This window comes from Methylophaga sp. (genome assembly GCF_030651745.1).
Genome location: NZ_JAUSCC010000052.1, coordinates 86186 through 103416 on the forward strand (window position 1 = coordinate 86186; position 17231 = coordinate 103416).

The window sequence follows — 17231 nt, forward strand, 5'->3', positions numbered from 1 at the left end:
TTCACTTTTATTCGATACGAACAAAGTGGAAGTAAGCAAAGGCCTGTTCGCGCTGAGCTGGGGTAATATGTTTTTCCGTTCGCTCTTCGATTAATTTAAAGCCAGGGCCCAGTTCAGCTGCAAGCTTGCTGGCGTTGTATTGCACTATGGGCAAACCACTGCATTTCTCAGGGCCGCCAATGGCGAATGACGCGATAATCAGATGTCCATTGACGGGCAAGGCATGCTTAAGTGCAGTGACATAGCTGTGTCGGTCAGTGGCATCCGTTAAGAAATGAAACACAGCTCGATCATGCCAAAGTGCAAATTGGCTGTCTGGACGATATGCCGTGATATCCGACTCAATCCAGCCCACAGCACTCGCTTTATCACCTAATCGTTTTTGCGATGTGGCAAGCGCGGCCGCAGAAATATCCAACACCGAGAGCTGCGTATAGCCTTGTTCAAGCAAATGGTCGACCAGAACAGATGCACCACCACCCACATCAATAATGGGATCTGATTTACCAAGCCCACAGTTGGCGATAAGCTCCATCGAAACCACTGGGTTTATCTGAAACCAACTTACTTCTGAGCTTTGCTTTTGCTCATAGATAGTTTGCCAATGATTTTTTCGATCAACCTCTGTCACTTAAATCTCCATAGTCAGTGAATTTGCTTTCAACACTTTTCCAAATACTGTGAGAGATCATTGCATATGAATTCCTCGCAGAAATTAGCTCAATTACTTTCGCATCATTCTGTGCTTTCAACATTACCAAAATAATTTTAGGTGAGCGTATGGAATGTTGTTACTCACCCTGCCGCTTTAGATTCCCTTAGTTCGACAACGCACAGACACTTTTTTTGATGAGGTAAATACTGAATTTTCGCTATTGGCTAGTCTGATGCCAGTCCGCCGGATTGGGATGAAGATTAAAAGCCCATAGTGCGATTAGGAGTACTTTTATGAATTCTATTTTTCGCAAAACATTAATAGCCAGCGCGCTTGCTGCAGTATTCAGCAGCGTAGTCATTGCAGCCGATGATTCATCAACAACAATCGATGGTGCTAAAAGCAATAGTCAGGGCGAAATGCAGCCAAATGAATCAACTTCAACTCATCCAGCAATGCCAACTCACGAAGATGAGTTTAACAAAACCATGGATTCTGAAAAGCCTGCTGCAGGGAATGAGGGTGATGCAGAAATGCAAAAATCCACTGACACCCCGGTCGCCGGTGAAAAAGCCAACAAACCAGGTAAAGATATGGATAAACCTTCAAATACTGGTGATAAACAAAAGAATGCTAACGGTCGTCCCTTAACCGAACATCAGGATAACGTGATTGAAGAAGAGGAAGAGGAAGAAGAAATCGGTAACACGCAAATGGACAACGAAAGCGATGTTGATATGCAAAAACCGATGAATGAAAAACCTTACGGCTCAACGAGTGCAGGTACACCAGCTAACAAAGGTGGATTATATGATATGTCGGCTAATGAACTGAATGGCATGGATGTCATTACCAGTGATGGAAAAGACGTTGGTGGCATTGAAAAAATTGTTATGAGCCCGGATAGCCAAAACATTCATGCCGTGATTACCGTTGGTGGTTTACTCGGTGTAGGTGGAAAAACCATTTTGATACCGCTTGAAAATTTCACTCGTGCCAAGGATGAGCTACATGTCAAAGCAACACAGGCAGAGCTTAAAGCGATGAATGATTATGGTTCAGAGGACTATATTGAACTTGAAGGTGACGCAGCCGTCAGCTCAGCAATAAGAACTAACTAACTGATAATTGGATTGGCTTTTATTGTCCTCTAAGCCAACTGATCATCATTATTCGCCCGATAGGACTTTTGTCTTATCGGGCGATTTTTTTGAAAGATTGAGCATGAATCAAGTTGCTTAAACTTTGATTCCCTCGTTTTCTCATTCAAAGTTTCTCAATTAAACCTCAAAATTAAACAAACTTGCGTTCAACACTTTTCCAAATCAAGCCGATCAGCCCTATTGCCAATACGATAAACAGCACGATGGTTCCCGGTGCATCCAATACCGATAAGGTCAGACCTGAAATCAGCAACCACAGTGCTGGAATAATCGTGATAAGCCACAAGCCCCAACCACGGAGCATGATCAAAGCCAGCCCCAATGTCACTATGGCAGTCGGATCGCCATGAATACCAAACACTTCGGCCTGGAACCATGAACCACCAGTGAACGGTGCTATAAATGGCATGCCAACCAAACCAGCAAAAGCGATGGCTGTGCCAATAACAGCAGCTGGTTTTTTGCGGGGTAAGTTGTCAAGGCCAACACAGGTAAAAGCAATCAATAACAATAAGAGCGCTTGGGCGAAAAAGACGTAACCCATATAGCTGCCCGCCCAGTTGAGCTCGGCATAACGCTGAATAAAAAACGCAAATCCTACAAAAGCCCAGACTGGTGCTATCAGCAGACAAGCTAAGCGGCCGCGGTTTTTAAGTGCCAGCAAAACAGCTGCCGCCCCCAACATCAGAGTCAGTAAATGCAGCGGCCAGAAGCTTTCACCCATGCGTTCAAGCAGGCGAAAATAGATATCAGCTGTAAACGGAATAAAATCCTGCAGCGCGTAGCTGGCCCAGGTGTTCATAACGACTCGATATAACGCACCATCTTTTCTCGGGTGCTGGCCGAAGGCATCGGGTTAACACCAGCACGCATATTCTCACGCAGATGTTCGACGCTGCTTGTCGCAGGAATGGCACAGGTCATCGCCGGATGGCTGACAACAAACTTCAACAAAAACTCTGCCCAGGTTGTAGAGCCGCATTCTGCTTCAGCCCATTCAGGCAATGGCGCGTCACGACGCTTCAGCCCTTGGATCAGACTACCGCCGTTATAGGGTCTGTTGGCGATCACTGCAATGCCCTTTTCTTCTGCCAGTGGTAACAGCCGTTTTTCCACCTCACGTTCGGCAATATTGTAGGTAAGCTGAATAAAGTCGAGCTCCTCGGAAGTCATGATCTGCTCAAACTCACTATGGCGACGGCCGTGCGAGGTGGTGATGCCAATATGACCAATTTTGCCCTCAGCTTTCATCTCTCGTAGAGCCGCCAGATGCTCGCGCCAGTCTGTCAGATTGTGTACTTGCACTAGATCGAAATAATCAACCTGCCAGCGTGCTTGCAAATCGGCTACCTGTTCTTTTGCAGAACCACCAGCCGGACTCCAGACTTTTTCGGCAGAAAACAGATTGTCGGGAATGCCAAGTTGCTGCAAGGCATGACCCATCACATCCGGCGCAGAACCATACATTGGCGAGGAATCAATCATGCCGCCGCCAAGCTCAAAAAATGCCCGCACTACTTCGGCCCGTGCATCAAGCAACTGCGGATCACTGCCGACATTGAAAGTACGCCATGTACCCAGGCCGATAACTGGCAGCTTTTTATCACCTGAATAGCGTTTGTGCAGCCGCTCATTATTTGCCGCAAAGATCGGCATGGAGGGCAATATGGAAACGGCCAGACCGGCACCGATCAACTTGAGAGTCTGTCTGCGAGTGAAGCGATTGTTCATGGTAAGCGCTCCTTGAGATTATTTAGGAATGGCACCGTATTGGAATGCCCGATATCGACATAAAACGGCGCTCTACATCAAAGCAAACCTTACCAGTAGGAATAACGTTTTAGCAATTTAAGGCTCAGCATCTTAGCTATCCAGTGAAATGACATCTCGAAACCATGCATACATCAAATTAGCTGCCATTTTGATTCATCAGAGTGAACATTGCGTGTTACTCAGCCGTGCATTTGGCAAGGTGTAAAGCTGTAAATCTTACTGATGAGCTTGTAAAAAATTCATTTTCTGACAAGCCGGGAGTTGGGCTAGGTACCAACCCACACGGTAGATCACCGCCTCCACTGTGCATGTCTCCTCTGGCATTATCCTTGCGTGAATGGTTTCGACAGCTTCAGCGCATAAACCATAGGTAAGGTTAGCGCTCAACTTATCAGGAGACCAATCCAATGCAAAATTCAGCCACTCAAAATAGTAAATCCCTGCAGGGAAAAACCATTGCGTTTCTCGTAACCGACGGTTTTGAACAGGTGGAATTGACCACTCCCTGGGAGAAAATAAAACTTGCGGGTGCCCAAGCAGAGTTAATAGCGCTTGAAGAAGGCAAAGTCCAAGGCTATCACCATCTCGACAAAGGAGATGCATTTCAGGTGGACAAGAGCATCGCTGATGTATCGGCCGACGATTATGATGGCCTGGTACTGCCCGGCGGTGTAGCCAACCCGGACGCACTGCGCGCTGACCAAAATGCGGTAGAGTTTGTCCGTGCTTTTTTCACAGAACATAAGCCTGTGGCAGCGATCTGCCACGCCCCTTGGACACTAGTGGAAGCAGACGTTGTTAACGGGCGAAAACTGACATCCTGGCCAAGCATTCGCACCGACATTCAGAATGCGGGCGGCAAGTGGGTCGATCAGGAAGTGGTAGTAGATCAGGGGCTGGTAACCAGCAGGAAACCAGATGATCTCGAAGCGTTCTGCAGCAAAGCCATTGAGGAATTCGCCGAAGGTAAGCATCAACGCCAGCGTGCCTGAAAGCTGAGACAGATACTGAAACTTTGATTTTCAGCAATTCGCACTAAAAAACTAATTGAGAATTGGATTGGCTTTTTAATCATCTAGGCCAACTGATCACCATAAAAAACGCCCGGTGGGACAATTGTCTCATCGGGCGTTTTTGGGTTCATGAGTATGCCAGTGAATCAAGTTAGCTGACCGTGATTTTCGCCGTTTCTGACTGACTTGACTGTGGTTCCAGAGCATCAAAAAAATTAGGACACAGAGGCCATTAATCCCATTACCTCGTTGCTAATATCCACACTAGTTCAAAGGCCAATTTCTCATGACTGTTGTATGGCTTTTGGTGGATGGCTAACGTTGCTAAAAGAAGAAAATAATGAAATTTAAATCAATAAAAACAAAAATTGCATTTTTCTCAGGCGTCGGGATGCTGATTACCGCTTCGATATTGGTCGTCTACAACGTTTACTCTTCAATTAAAAATAATCAACAGATTAATCAAACAGTATCTTCATTAGTCGAACGTATCACTCTCGATAAAATGCAGAGTGTGGCTTCTGAAAATGCCCAATATATTAGTCGACGACTAGAAAAGGGAATGCAAACTGCTCAAACCTTAGCAGATACGGCAAGCGCTACCCAATCTGGTGAAGCCAATATCCTTAGTCGCCGTGTATTCAATAAGATGTTGAATGAAGCACTCAAAAGTAATCCTGATTTAAATGGTACCTATAGTGCCTGGGAGCCAAATGCATTTGATTATAACGATGCTCAGAATCTTAACGGCAATAATGGTAACAACAGCCAAACCGGGCGTTTCACACCTTATTGGGTCCGAAATGAGAGCACGTTAAATGTGCAATCACTCGTAGAATATGATTCTACCGATAAACATCCAAATGGCATTATCAAAGGTGCCTGGTATCAAAACCCACAAACAAATCGAACACAGACAGTAACCGCCCCCCTGCCCTATGTCGTTCAGGGCAAAAATGTATGGTTAGCCACCCTATCTGTTCCAGTGATTGTTAATAATCGTTTTTTGGGTGTAACAGGCGCTGACTACAACCTGGATTTTGTACAAAAAGTCAGTGAACAGGTAGCAGATACTATCTACCCAGATAAAGCTGATGTTTCCATTATTACTGCAGATGGTTTGGTCATCGCAGCCAGCAAACAACCCAGTGCGATCGGCAAATCCCTGGACAATCTCTATAACAAAGAAGCCGATAAAATTCGTGATTTGATGCGCCGAGGTGAAAAAGCAATCTACACCGATGAGGCAACAGGCTTGTTGCATGTTTTGAATCCAATAACATTAGGCAATAGTGAGACCCAATGGGGAATACTTATCAGGTTGGAGAAAGATTTAGTCTTCAATGATGTGAATGTAATGTCACAACAATTTGCCGAGAACAACGCTAAAAATACCTTTTGGCAAATCTTTATAGGTTTACTGGTTTCTGTAGTCGCTATCGTTGCAATGTATCTCATTGCACGTAGCCTGACTCGGCCAATCCTTGCTGCAGTTGATATGGCAAAAACGATTGCCCAGGGACAATTTGATAAACGCCTGCATTACCAAAGTGAAGATGAAATTGGGCAACTCGCCTTAGCGTTAGACGGAATGGCCGACACTTTGCACTCTCATGTGACGGTTGCGGGCCATATTGCAAAAGGTGACCTAAACCAAACCGTGACAATGGCCTCTGACAAGGACCAGCTAGGCCTGGCTCTCAATCAGATGATCCTGGATTTAAACAACCTTGTTGGACAAGTTCGTGAGCGTTCAGAACAAATTGGTGACAATGCAGATAAAGTTACGTCCATAAGTCATGATTTGGCCAGTGGAGCCACCGAGTCAGCTTCTTCAGTCACAGAGATCAGTACCACAGTCGCCCAGATTGCAACTCAAATCAGACAAAGCGCTAACCATGCTGATGAAGCCAGTTTATTGTCAAGACAGTCTGCTCAAGCCGCCGAAGGTGGTAATGATTTAATGCTAGAGCTACAAAGCGCCATGAGGGAAATCGAAGCTTCCGGAACCGATATTAATAACATCATCACAACTATCGAATCGATAGCCACACAGACCAATTTGCTCGCGTTAAATGCAGCCATTGAAGCCGCCCGTGCCGGTGAACAGGGAAGAGGCTTTTCTGTTGTAGCTGATGAAGTCCGTAAGTTGGCCGGACGCAGTTCAGAGGCAGTACAGCAAACAGCAGCTTTGATCCAGGTATCAGCTGAACGTACACAAAAAGGGATTCAACTATCTCAAAAAACTGCCGAAGTATTGTCTGATATTGTTCACAATACCGGAACTGTCGCCGAGTTAGTGCATAGCATTGCTGAAGCAGCAAATGAACAATCTTCTGGAGCAGAACAAGTCAGCATAGGCATTGGCCATATTGATGAAGTAACTCATCAAAACAGCCAAACGTCAGAATATTGTGCTTTAGCAGCCAGTGATCTTTCTGAGTTATCTGTTCAACTGACTGATTTACTTGGTCAATTCAAACTTAAAAAACAGAACTAAATAACTAAAAGCACATAAACAAAAAGATGACAGACTCTGATCCTTTGGATTTCCCGCTATTGTTTTAGCGGAATTGTTCAACCAGCTCTTGTTCACCCACTAACATACGCAACGTATATAAATTTGACATCTAGCTAATATAGCCTCACTCTACATACGTTCCGTATGTTATTACGGTTTATCAATACATCCTAACCGTTACTAATTAAGATGAGGTCCAGACTATGCAACAACGTGAAGCTATTTTTCCTGCTAACAGACACGCACTCTACGAAGAGCATGGCTATTCTGCTGCAATTCGTTCCGGTGATTTATTGTTCGTATCCGGGCAGGTTGGAAGTCGTGAAGATGGCAGCCCTGAACCTGAATTTCCACGCCAGGTTGAACTGGCTTTTGAAAATCTACGGGCGACACTGGCCGCAGCAGGATGTACATTCGATGATATCGTTGATGTAACAACTTTTCACACTGATCCAGAAAATCAATTCGGCTCCATTATGGAAGTAAAGCAAAAAATGTTTAGTGCACCGCCTTACCCAAACTGGACAGCAATTGGCGTGAATTGGTTAGCCGGTTTTGATTTTGAAATAAAGGTTATCGCCCGCATACCATAATCTACTGAGGATCTTACTGTTCAAATGAGGCCAAAGCTTCAAGGGCTTCACAATATTTGGGGCAGCCAATTTGAGCAAATTTGATTTTTCATTTCACTACCGGCTTCAATCTGCGTGCTAAATTCCATGATGGGTTTGGCAGTGATGGCGATAGTCGCGGGGGGGCATACCATAAACCTGATGGAATGCTCGGCTGAAATGGGCCATATTGCTGAAACCACTTTGCATCGCTAGTTCCGTAATACTCAAATGCTGGTACACCGAGCTGGCCAGATAATGACGGCTGCGCGCCAGTCGCTGCTGCGTGAGATAACGCATTAATGAGGTGTCTTCTTCACTAAACAAATTATTGATGTAACGAACCGATAACCCCATGGCCGAGGCAATGACGCCAGCGTTCAGATCGGTATCCGTCAGATTACAGGCAATAAACTGTTTCACCCGTATTAATGCATGGCTCCGATGACGGGACATTGGCTTTGTTTTACCCAGAACTTCCCATAACGATAAGGTAAACAGCTCCAACACCGGCTCAGATAGTGCCTGAAAAACGGTTTCATCCAGTTGCGCTAATTGATTGACGGTAGATGAAATCATCGAGGCGGTAATGGCCCCCGCTCCATGCGAAGTGGATAGCCTGGTTGCCGTCAGCCTGCTGATATTGGCAATGCGTTCGTCCAGCAAAAAACGGGGAATAGAAATTAAAATCTTGGAGAACGGTCCGGGAGTAGAAACTCGATGGGGCTCAGTCGCATCGTATATCGTCATTTCACCCGGTTTGAGAAACACTTCCCGACCGCCTTGCTCAAGCTTGTACTGCCCCTCGGTCAACAAGACGCCGAAATAACAATCCTGAGAATTATGCTCTGGTTCTTTTGGCAGCCTTTCGATGGTAATGGCATTGGATCGTATGGGAGACAAGCGCAGCCCCTGTTGCCAGGGGTAAATCAACATATCGTTATACAAAGACATCTGATCGGGTGTTCCAACATCAACATTGGCATATTCCCGGCCAATAACTTCCTTGAGCCATTCCAACCGCTGATTGGTCGGTTGGTCTTCAGTACAAAGCCGCTGCCCACCCAGCCGTTCAAGATTCGCCAGCAAAGTTGGAGAAAATGTTGTCACTGAATGGCTGTGAGGATGCCTCATTGCTTATCACCTTTTCAGTCAATTAATACCGCCAACCGGACAAAGTTTCGATAATGCGGTCACGGCATACTTTATTACGCACTATAACAATAGCAGCAGGAGATTTCATGCAAGAGCTCTATGGCGAACAGCACCGGGCGTTACAACAGGATTTTGATACGGTGAAGTTAGCGGATGCCGTGAAGGCCAATATCGTTTCCTCTGAAATTGGCGAAGAACATCGTGGTTTCATCGAGAGTCGCGATATGTTTTTCCTGACGACCATCGATCATCGTGGTTATCCCACTTGTTCATACAAAGGGGGGAATCCCGGGTTCCTCAAGATCATCGACAGTAAAACCCTGGCGTTCCCGAGTTTTGATGGAAACGGCATGTTCCTCTCTATGGGCAATATCTCAACCAACAATCAGGTCGGCCTGTTGCTGATCGACTTCGAAACCCCAAATCGCTTTCGCATCCATGGCAACGCCACGATTCATCGTGATGAAGAGACGCTCAAGATGTTCCAAGGCGCAGAGATAGTGGTATTTGTCGAGATTGTTGAAATTTTCGTTAACTGTGCGCGATACATCCACCGCTACCAACGCGTCGCCAGCGCAAAGCATGTGCCACAGGAAAACGAGCCAGCTGCATTGCCGCACTGGAAACGGATAGAGAACCTGCAGGAAGCCTTGCCAGCCAGGGACAAACATATCGCCGAGGCCTTGGGTGGCACGATCACCCCAGAACAATATGTTGAGATGCTTATAAAAGGCGAGACCTGAAACAGAATGGCAGCGAATCAAAAATCAGCTGCTATTGACCGGTTAAAACCAGATTTTATAGATCACTGAAAGGATAGTCATGACTCAACTCAATGCAGCGACATTCAGCGCATTCTTACTTACAACCATCGTTCTTTTTATTCTTGGATTCTTCACTTTTATTCCACCGTGGGCCGTGTTCATCACTTGGGCGTGTTTCTTTCATATGAATGGCGGCGTCAACCGAAATCAGGCGTTTATCGTGGTCATAAGGCATATGGCGCTCGGTGCCACAGCAGCATGGATATCAGCAATTTTTCTTTTGAACAATCCCGCCGACAGCGCATTGGGCCAGCAACTCGGGGGGGCGGTATTTATCGGCGCAATCATTGCGATCCTTGCCAGAATGAGCACGATTGCCATGTTCAGCGTCACCCCGGCAATCATTTACGGATACGCCAGCGTTTTTGCTTTTGCCAGCACGACAGGATTGTTTGCACCGGAACACCTGCTATCGGTGTCGTTCAATAATGCCTTGCTAGCAATCTTGTTCAGCACCTTAGTCGGTGCCTCAGCGGGTTATGTAAACGCTGCACTAGTTGCCGCTTTGGTCAGACAGGAATCGACGAAGGCGTCTAAAGTGGAATCGGTTGACAGTGAGTGATGTGAAAAGAGTAGATTGAAGGGATTGGTGAATGGGGGGGCAGTTAGCTCTGAGCAAATCTGTCGGTAGCGAAAGATTGTGTCGTTCTATTAGTGGTTTAAGAGCATTGTAAAAACTCCATTCACGTTAGTTTTTACACTGTCCCTAATTATCCATAATATCCTCATTTTTTTATTCTAAATAACGCCAACAGCTGGGGCGGGACTTCAGGAGCGTCCGCTGCCTGCATTTGTTAGATTCACTAATTCGTCACTTTCCTGGCGAATTTACGAATAAGGTGCTTGTCGTTAACATCAGCAAATAGTCGTTTTATTGCCTCATCATCAGGCTCGGAAAATTTCATGAACTTCTTACCGTAAACACCAAATTGACCACTCTTTTGTTCATTCTCAAGATCTCGTAGTATTAAACGCACCTTCTCAGACGCCTCAATATATCTGAGCGCAATATTAGGCAAGTCACGGGTCTTTATGTCAGAGATGATGTATCTGTGTATCACTCGATTTCTTAGCTTATACAGCGAATTTAGCTCTTCGTGGTCATTGTCTGTAATGACGCTATATTTAAGAGCGTCATCGTATATTTTTCGCTCCATAAAGCCGCGTTCATCCTCTGCCTGAAAAAGGTATTTTAATGGGACCTCATCCGTCTGATTCTTAAGTTGGATGGCGATTACTATGCTCAACCTGAGAAAAGCATCGACCTGATTGGCAGAAACGGCAATTACCTCGATAAAGGAATCAGATTCTAGCGCATTATCCAGAAGATCGTATGATGCAGCCAAAGCCCCTTGGAACCGATCAAATTTTTCCATATCAGAGGCAAGCTTTCGGTCACTAGGAGGAACAATAACCAAGGACTTTAGAATATTACCAACTAAGCGAAGCTCTTCGTTTATTCGTTCATCCTTATCAAGATTCGCATCATAGATATATTTACCAATAAAAGCTTGATCTGCTAATGCCCCAAAAAACATATGAACACAGAACTCTGAATCATCTAACATAGAAGGTCGCCATGTAAGTTTTGGTACCCCATTCGGATACTCATCTGCAAGTTTAGGCGCTAGTTCCTCTAGTGGATAACAGCTAATCTGAAAACACCCTTTAGCGTTTTCATAAGGCTGAAAGCTGTATGGGGACTTTTCCTCTTCGCCTTCGACAACTGGATTGAGGTATTGCCACTCTGTCGGAATTTGAATCAGGAATATCCCGTTGGGCTCTGTCCAATGCTTCATTCAGCTTTCCTACGAAAAAATCTAACGCCCGCATTTGCGGCTGGTTTGGAGCGTAGCGGAAAACAAGTCCGGCAACATGCGTTTGTTATGCGATTTACGCAACACTTTCTCTCTCCTTTGAAGTGACCAGCCCGCCAGTATTGCTAACTAATTTTTGTTTGATTTCTTCCGATGACGTTTGCTTTGCTGCTTCTAACTCCGAGGGAGTGATGCCCACTACCTGCAACAAATCAACGCGACCTGAATTAATAGAAAAGTGATCGGGGTAATCAACTGGCTGGGTAAACATCATCGTTTTTATTGATTCAGACAAGGCCAAGGGCACTCGATGACCATAGTCTAGCGGAAGGAAATCGCCCATTTGTCCCGCTGCCAACAATAAGTTATAGGCCATTAGTGTTTGAAGAACCTCAATGGCCCAAGTCTCTTCATTTTCAGTTTCCATTAGAAACTCCACACCCAGACCCGAGTATTCTTCAGGTTCTTCTGCTTCCCAAGGATTTGACATACCCGAGGTTACATAAGCCCAAGTATTTCTATTGCCGGCTGGTGGACATTTGAAAACACCATGGGTAAGCCAGCGAGGATCAATGCTCTTTGCATTCATTCGATCGAAGATTTCATTTGATAGTGGGAATATACCTGGTCCTGTATCACCAAATATTTCCTTATACGATTTCTCTTCTCTTTCTTCCCAAGATTCTTCAAGGAAGCTCATGCTCTCTCCTTCGCATAACAGCATGTTAATGAGGCCGTTGTCCTCGTAATAATAGTTTAGGGTCAGTGTAAAACCTCCATTCACGTTAGTTTTTACAATGATCCTAGATATCGTTGATCTTTTTTGAGAAACAACTATAAGTAATAAATCTCATTCTAATTAGCCTCCAGCAACAACTAAAATGCCAAGAATGATTATGCATGCAATCAAGGTTTTCTGTCCGGCACTGTCCAGCTTACGGTGCTGAGCGTATTTCTCTGGCAATACTAGGCATGGCAGAATCACAAAAATATTGATCATTGGTATGATTACCAAGATTGCGTACCACTGCTTATATCCAATATTTCGAAGTCTAAATGAAGTGAAGTATGTCAAAAGCCCCCAATATACCAAAGGGATAATTACAAATAACTCTGTAAGGTGTGGGGCTACAAATCCAGCAAGTAAACCAGCAATAATTCCTGTCACAAACAAACGTAAGAAATAAGGTAATCGCTTTAAACCTAGGTTGGAGACAATCGGTCTTTTTTCTGGTCTTATATCACCGTACATTCTGTAATCATCAGTCATTGATATATTTCCATATTCTCCCAATATATAAAAGGTGCTTGCCAGTAGCTCAAGTACAAGTTGAGCGAGCAAAAACTTAACGTGTTAGTTAGACACCAACATTGGTTTCAATTCCGTTACTTTTTAGGAACACCAAGAAGTCATAAAGTGACTCACCGTCAAATGCTTTTGTAGCAAAATCTAATTTAATCGGCTTTTGATTAATAGGGAAAAAAGTAAGCCTTGATGCTACTTGGTCTTTTACTTGGCGGCTACCAGCACCAAATGCAAGCCTTTCAAAGTTATGAGAACTTTTCCCAAGATATATCTTTTCGATATTGCTCAATGAAACTTTTGTACTAATAGATTTCCATCCACTTCTACCTTCAATAATCAAATTGTCATTTTCAATGGAAAGATTGTAAGAAGATAATGAATTGGTGAGGCTATTAAGATAAAAATATCCACCTATTAAAATTAATAATCCGCTGGTTAAATAACTAAGTTGAGTAGCCAACTCATTTTCAAGTCCAATAATTTGTTCAAGAAATAAAACTATTGGGATAAAAATAACTACTCCATAGAAGAATACTGAAAATAGTATTAGAGGAAGCCAGCCAGAAAAAGCTTTTAAGATTGCTTTTTTAGAATTAACTTTTACTTTCATAACAGTCCTTTATGGATCGAAAGATGTAGCTAAATGACTTGTTCTCAATAACTCAGCTAACGCCTCACTCCACTTGCAGTCAAAGTGGAGCGAGGAACGAACAGCACTTTTGCTGTTCGATTGCTGTGTGATTTTTAGGAAAATTTATTTAATGAATCCGGCTCAACTAACTTTTTATGTACATTTTAGATAGGTATCCCTCTTAAGTAAAAAAGCACTTTCTTAACAAAAGCAATGCGTTCTTTACAGAAGAGCAGCCAGACAACAAAGGGCGAGGCTATTACGAAAATTATTTGGCCTAGCAACGGATTATTTTGTAGTACTTGCCCAGTTATCAAATAAATCCCCAATAACACAAATATGGAGGTAACCCAAATGGTTACCAAAAATCTCCAGATATATCCCCATACTCCCATTTCTATTTGATACGACGGGAATTTTCGAGATTGAATATACTTACCTCGAATGTAACGTATGCATATGAGTAAAAATAAAAAGAATAATGTCGTAATTAAGTATTGAGTGATGAGGTTGCTTTTAATTTCAAAGTTTGGCTCGCTTAGGCTGAGCAGAACATTAATAGCAAACAAAATAACCCATGCCTTTAGTAATGGCATTTCCTTAATAATCCAGTTTTTCATTGTGATTCCAATTATGTGTGGCACCTACCGACCATAACAGCGGCGTTGCAAAACAACGTCCGGTTTATCAAGATCTAACTGGTTGCGACAGTTATATAACTAATTTCAATTTAAAATCGCCCAAGTAAAAATATGAAAACGACTAGGCTGCACAGAGCTGCACCGAAAATTGAAGTAACAATCACCCATTTCCTTTGCTTTTCAATTTCAACCTTTTTCTCCTTTAGATAGCCATTAGTACCTAATGCAAGTCCGATAATAGGTACGATTATCGGGCTAGGCACAAGAAATCCAAGCAGTCCAAAAATCACCGAAATTATTGCTGATACCACCCGCTACTCCTCATTTCAGTTACATAACAGCATGTTAATAAGACCTTCGGCCTCATAATGATTATTAGCTATCGGCCTTTTAAATTCTGGCCATTAGCAAGCATATTCCCTAATAAATTGACTTTATCTGATTTTTTATATTCTGCTTTTGACCTGCTAGCAAAAAAAGCGCATTTAACCTGATACAAGTTGTTAATCAGGTGGAAATTACTTCCAGAAAAATGAATTGCAGAATTAGTTTTGTGATCTAGGGCAGTTTCAGAAAGAAACTGTGTTTTGAGAAAGAGAATAATTTGCTCCATGGCTGAACGTCCGTGTGGCCTATTTGCGGAATCTACTACAGCTTATACTGCTAAGGCAAGCGCTTGGTTTTTTGCTTAGCAAACGACATCAACATCCAGTATCGTTTTGTATTTAGTCCTCTTGTTCTATCCCAATCGTAAGGGATGTGGGTTCAATTATTTGGCTACTTCATTAACTGACTTAATCATGTCGATATGGGATATGCCATCCTCATCATATGGCTCCCCGGAAGTATGAAAACCCAGTGACTCATAGAACTTTTGCAAATAAACCTGTGCTGAAATTTTGATGTCCTTGCCTGGAAATTTTAGCTCGGTGAATTTGATGGCTTCTTCCATTAATGCTCGGCCAATTCCTTGTGTCCTGAATTTTTTAACGGTCATCACACGACCAATCGAAGGCCGGCTGTTTTTACTTCCCGGCTCAACGACTCTGGCGTAAGCAGCCAGTTCTCCATTTACCAAGACAGATAGATGCCAAGAATAAAGATCTAAATCATCTGTTTCTTGATAGGGGCAGTCTTGCTCGACCACAAAAACGGATTCACGAGCTTTGATGATTTCGTGTAGCTCAAGTGCTGTTAAAGTCTCCAAACGAGACCATTTAAACTCAAGCTTCATGTTATTTCTGCCCCTAATTGTGGGCCACTACTGCTTGGCGTGCAGCCATAAACTTGTGGTAAGGAGAGGTAACGAAGTGTGGCATAGTTGGTGTGCCGTTGATCACATTGTCCTGCCATCTAAGCAGTATAGGTATCTAATATCAAACTCAGTGCAGTCTGCATTGGAACACCTGAAGCTGAAAATATTGAACATGCCTGCTCGGGTGTTAGAGGGCTAAACTTGATACTTACATAAGTCGTTTCACCCGTATGCAGGTTGCTACTCTCATGCAGCACAGTTTGTGCACGAGATAAAATGTTCAAATCGTTTCCAAGGATTAGGAAATGAATTTTTAATTTGAGTCTTGGCTGTTGAACTTCCACTTCCCGACCGGGAAACATTCGATTACGGTCCTCTAGAGAAACGGAACTATCGATAAGCCATGGCCAAATCACTAAGGATTGTTCCTCAACGAGGTTTGGTTGCAGACGGACGACTAACGAGGTTTCAATTTCCAGCTTCTCGCTTAAATGATTTTGTAAAACCTGCAGATCGGAATCAATACTCATAATGTTTTCAGCCTGTTAGTAAGAAAGACCATATGAAATGAGTTCTGTTTAGCAATATGCCAGTGCTTCAAAAAATATGTGAATTAAGAGTGAATTGTTTTGAGGCGTGGCGTAAAGTCCGTGATGACTCATCACGGACTTTACTCTTGCTAATATCGCTAGGGCAAGCATTTAGGAAATTTGCTTGCCGTGCGACATTAAAAGCCAGTCAGATTTTGTTGCTTAGCCTTGCTGTTCCATTCCAAACGTAACGGGGTAACCATCAGCACGGTTCCAATCACAGTTAGGCTAATTCGACATTATGTTTACTGTTTTTTAGATGTCATTTCTGGGTGGATAACCTGACCATCTATTGAGCGAGGCTTGTCACCAATTGCTGCAATATCCGTCAATGAGTCCAGAAAAATATCTAACGAAACCGGGTTTATTTGTGGATACAGCTCTTTCATCAATCCAAAGTCCCATGGAGCGATGCCTTCAGCTGGATTTGAAATAACAATCAGACAGGCGTAGTTGATTCCCAATAGACGTGCATAAATAATTTCTGTCGCCACACTCATGGTGACCAGATCACCGCCCATTATCTCGATCATTTTTACTTCTGCTGCGGTTTCAAAACGACCGCCTTTTGTTTGCACTATTACGCCATTATCATGAACATCCCATGATTTATCTTTTAGTGCTTTTTGAGTATTCGTGAGTAATATTTGCCGTAAATCGTCATCCATTGGAGGCATAAAACGAGGAATGACGATGCTGTCAGGGTCGTGGTATACCTCATTGGGAATGCGTAGTGCCCTGTCTACGTTCAGGTCAATAAAGTCATCTGCAACCACATAATCATAGACTTTCATTTCTCGATTAATCGCACCAGCCGTTGCCCCACCAATGACTTCTTTCACACCGAGATCATAGAGTGCAGCCCATGTCGGTAACCAGTCATGACCATGACTATGCACATAATAAAAAGGGGTATTCTTATACTCTGCATAGTAGATGGTGGGCGAGGTGCCAACATCTGTCGGTATGGTGAATTTTGATTTAATCAGATCACGATTGAAAATCTCATCGTTTACAAAGGTACCTCCCACTAAAGCGATTGTTGCCTTGGGTATAACTTCAGTTACCGGTATATGGTTATCATCTACTGCGAAGACTGTATGGCTTAAAGAAAAAAAACATAGAAAGAATAGATAGTGTTTCATTATCGCCCCGAAATTGTCCAATTGGTCAGAAATTGCAATTTAGTCAAAACTGTCCGATTAGTCAAATTTACTGGGCACGTAAAAGTCAAAGCGTTATTTTGAACTCTATTGAGTAGATAAAAGCTTCATTT

General features: G+C 43.5%; 20 protein-coding genes. 6 read left to right on the forward strand and 14 right to left on the reverse strand.

What is annotated here, in order from left to right; all coding sequences use genetic code 11:
* Window positions 1-7: 7 nt before the first annotated feature.
* The gene (locus tag Q7V21_RS06210; RefSeq protein ID WP_304916447.1) at window positions 8-631 is read right to left on the reverse strand and encodes a class I SAM-dependent methyltransferase; all 624 of its coding nucleotides are present in this window, start codon (window positions 629-631) and stop codon (window positions 8-10) included.
* Between the two features lie 317 nt (window positions 632-948).
* Between Q7V21_RS06210 and Q7V21_RS06215 the strand changes: the two genes are divergently transcribed.
* Entirely contained in the window at window positions 949-1776 is an 828-nt protein-coding gene (locus Q7V21_RS06215) for a PRC-barrel domain-containing protein (protein ID WP_304916448.1), read from the forward strand.
* A gap of 172 nt (window positions 1777-1948) precedes the next feature.
* Here the strand turns inward: Q7V21_RS06215 and Q7V21_RS06220 are convergent, their stop codons facing one another.
* Together Q7V21_RS06220 and Q7V21_RS06225 are read right to left on the reverse strand one after the other, a co-directional pair.
* Complete coding sequence (locus Q7V21_RS06220; protein WP_304916449.1) at window positions 1949-2620, reverse strand: DUF6064 family protein; 672 nt, start codon at window positions 2618-2620, stop codon at window positions 1949-1951.
* Window positions 2617-3549, reverse strand: a complete 933-nt coding sequence (locus tag Q7V21_RS06225; protein ID WP_304916450.1) for an aldo/keto reductase — start codon at window positions 3547-3549, stop codon at window positions 2617-2619. The genes Q7V21_RS06220 and Q7V21_RS06225 overlap by 4 nt, the downstream gene beginning before the upstream one ends.
* Window positions 3550-3998: 449 nt before the next feature.
* Between Q7V21_RS06225 and Q7V21_RS06230 the strand changes: the two genes are divergently transcribed.
* The 3 genes from Q7V21_RS06230 to Q7V21_RS06240 all read left to right on the forward strand — a co-directional run bounded on the left by Q7V21_RS06230 (window position 3999) and on the right by Q7V21_RS06240 (window position 7718).
* Window positions 3999-4583: a type 1 glutamine amidotransferase domain-containing protein gene (locus tag Q7V21_RS06230; protein ID WP_304916451.1), complete on the forward strand. Its 585-nt coding sequence runs from the start codon at window positions 3999-4001 to the stop codon at window positions 4581-4583.
* A 412-nt stretch (window positions 4584-4995) separates the two neighbouring features.
* Complete coding sequence (locus Q7V21_RS06235) at window positions 4996-7104, forward strand: methyl-accepting chemotaxis protein (protein WP_304916452.1); 2109 nt, start codon at window positions 4996-4998, stop codon at window positions 7102-7104.
* A gap of 224 nt (window positions 7105-7328) precedes the next feature.
* Window positions 7329-7718, forward strand: coding sequence for a RidA family protein (locus tag Q7V21_RS06240; RefSeq protein ID WP_304916453.1), 390 nt, complete (start codon window positions 7329-7331; stop codon window positions 7716-7718).
* Between the two features lie 117 nt (window positions 7719-7835).
* On the opposite strand, the gene Q7V21_RS06245 is transcribed toward Q7V21_RS06240, so the two are convergent.
* Window positions 7836-8846, reverse strand: coding sequence for a helix-turn-helix domain-containing protein (locus tag Q7V21_RS06245; RefSeq protein WP_304916454.1), 1011 nt, complete (start codon window positions 8844-8846; stop codon window positions 7836-7838).
* A gap of 131 nt (window positions 8847-8977) precedes the next feature.
* Between Q7V21_RS06245 and Q7V21_RS06250 the strand changes: the two genes are divergently transcribed.
* On the forward strand, window positions 8978-9634 hold the full coding sequence (locus tag Q7V21_RS06250; RefSeq protein WP_304916455.1) for a pyridoxamine 5'-phosphate oxidase family protein: 657 nt from the start codon (window positions 8978-8980) through the stop codon (window positions 9632-9634).
* A 79-nt stretch (window positions 9635-9713) separates the two neighbouring features.
* Window positions 9714-10277 carry a DUF1097 domain-containing protein gene (locus tag Q7V21_RS06255; protein WP_304916456.1) on the forward strand — a complete coding sequence of 188 codons (564 nt, stop codon included), beginning with the start codon at window positions 9714-9716 and terminating at the stop codon, window positions 10275-10277.
* A gap of 241 nt (window positions 10278-10518) precedes the next feature.
* On the opposite strand, the gene Q7V21_RS06260 is transcribed toward Q7V21_RS06255, so the two are convergent.
* The 10 genes from Q7V21_RS06260 to Q7V21_RS06305 form a co-directional block, all read right to left on the reverse strand.
* Window positions 10519-11514, reverse strand: a complete 996-nt coding sequence (locus Q7V21_RS06260) for a hypothetical protein (RefSeq protein ID WP_304916457.1) — start codon at window positions 11512-11514, stop codon at window positions 10519-10521.
* A gap of 94 nt (window positions 11515-11608) precedes the next feature.
* Window positions 11609-12232 carry a suppressor of fused domain protein gene (locus tag Q7V21_RS06265; protein ID WP_304916458.1) on the reverse strand — a complete coding sequence of 208 codons (624 nt, stop codon included), beginning with the start codon at window positions 12230-12232 and terminating at the stop codon, window positions 11609-11611.
* A gap of 159 nt (window positions 12233-12391) precedes the next feature.
* Complete coding sequence (locus Q7V21_RS06270) at window positions 12392-12802, reverse strand: hypothetical protein (protein ID WP_304916459.1); 411 nt, start codon at window positions 12800-12802, stop codon at window positions 12392-12394.
* Window positions 12803-12890: 88 nt separating this feature from the next.
* The gene (locus Q7V21_RS06275) at window positions 12891-13448 is read right to left on the reverse strand and encodes a hypothetical protein (protein ID WP_304916460.1); all 558 of its coding nucleotides are present in this window, start codon (window positions 13446-13448) and stop codon (window positions 12891-12893) included.
* Between the two features lie 185 nt (window positions 13449-13633).
* The gene (locus tag Q7V21_RS06280) at window positions 13634-14089 is read right to left on the reverse strand and encodes a hypothetical protein (protein WP_304916461.1); all 456 of its coding nucleotides are present in this window, start codon (window positions 14087-14089) and stop codon (window positions 13634-13636) included.
* Window positions 14090-14199: 110 nt separating this feature from the next.
* Window positions 14200-14421 carry a hypothetical protein gene (locus tag Q7V21_RS06285; protein ID WP_304916462.1) on the reverse strand — a complete coding sequence of 74 codons (222 nt, stop codon included), beginning with the start codon at window positions 14419-14421 and terminating at the stop codon, window positions 14200-14202.
* A gap of 68 nt (window positions 14422-14489) precedes the next feature.
* Complete coding sequence (locus Q7V21_RS06290; protein ID WP_304916463.1) at window positions 14490-14723, reverse strand: hypothetical protein; 234 nt, start codon at window positions 14721-14723, stop codon at window positions 14490-14492.
* 156 nt (window positions 14724-14879) lie between these two features.
* Complete coding sequence (locus Q7V21_RS06295; protein ID WP_304916464.1) at window positions 14880-15344, reverse strand: GNAT family N-acetyltransferase; 465 nt, start codon at window positions 15342-15344, stop codon at window positions 14880-14882.
* Window positions 15345-15463: 119 nt separating this feature from the next.
* Window positions 15464-15895, reverse strand: coding sequence for a hypothetical protein (locus tag Q7V21_RS06300; RefSeq protein WP_304916465.1), 432 nt, complete (start codon window positions 15893-15895; stop codon window positions 15464-15466).
* A 305-nt stretch (window positions 15896-16200) separates the two neighbouring features.
* On the reverse strand, window positions 16201-17100 hold the full coding sequence (locus Q7V21_RS06305) for a hypothetical protein (protein ID WP_304916466.1): 900 nt from the start codon (window positions 17098-17100) through the stop codon (window positions 16201-16203).
* Window positions 17101-17231: the final 131 nt, after the last annotated feature.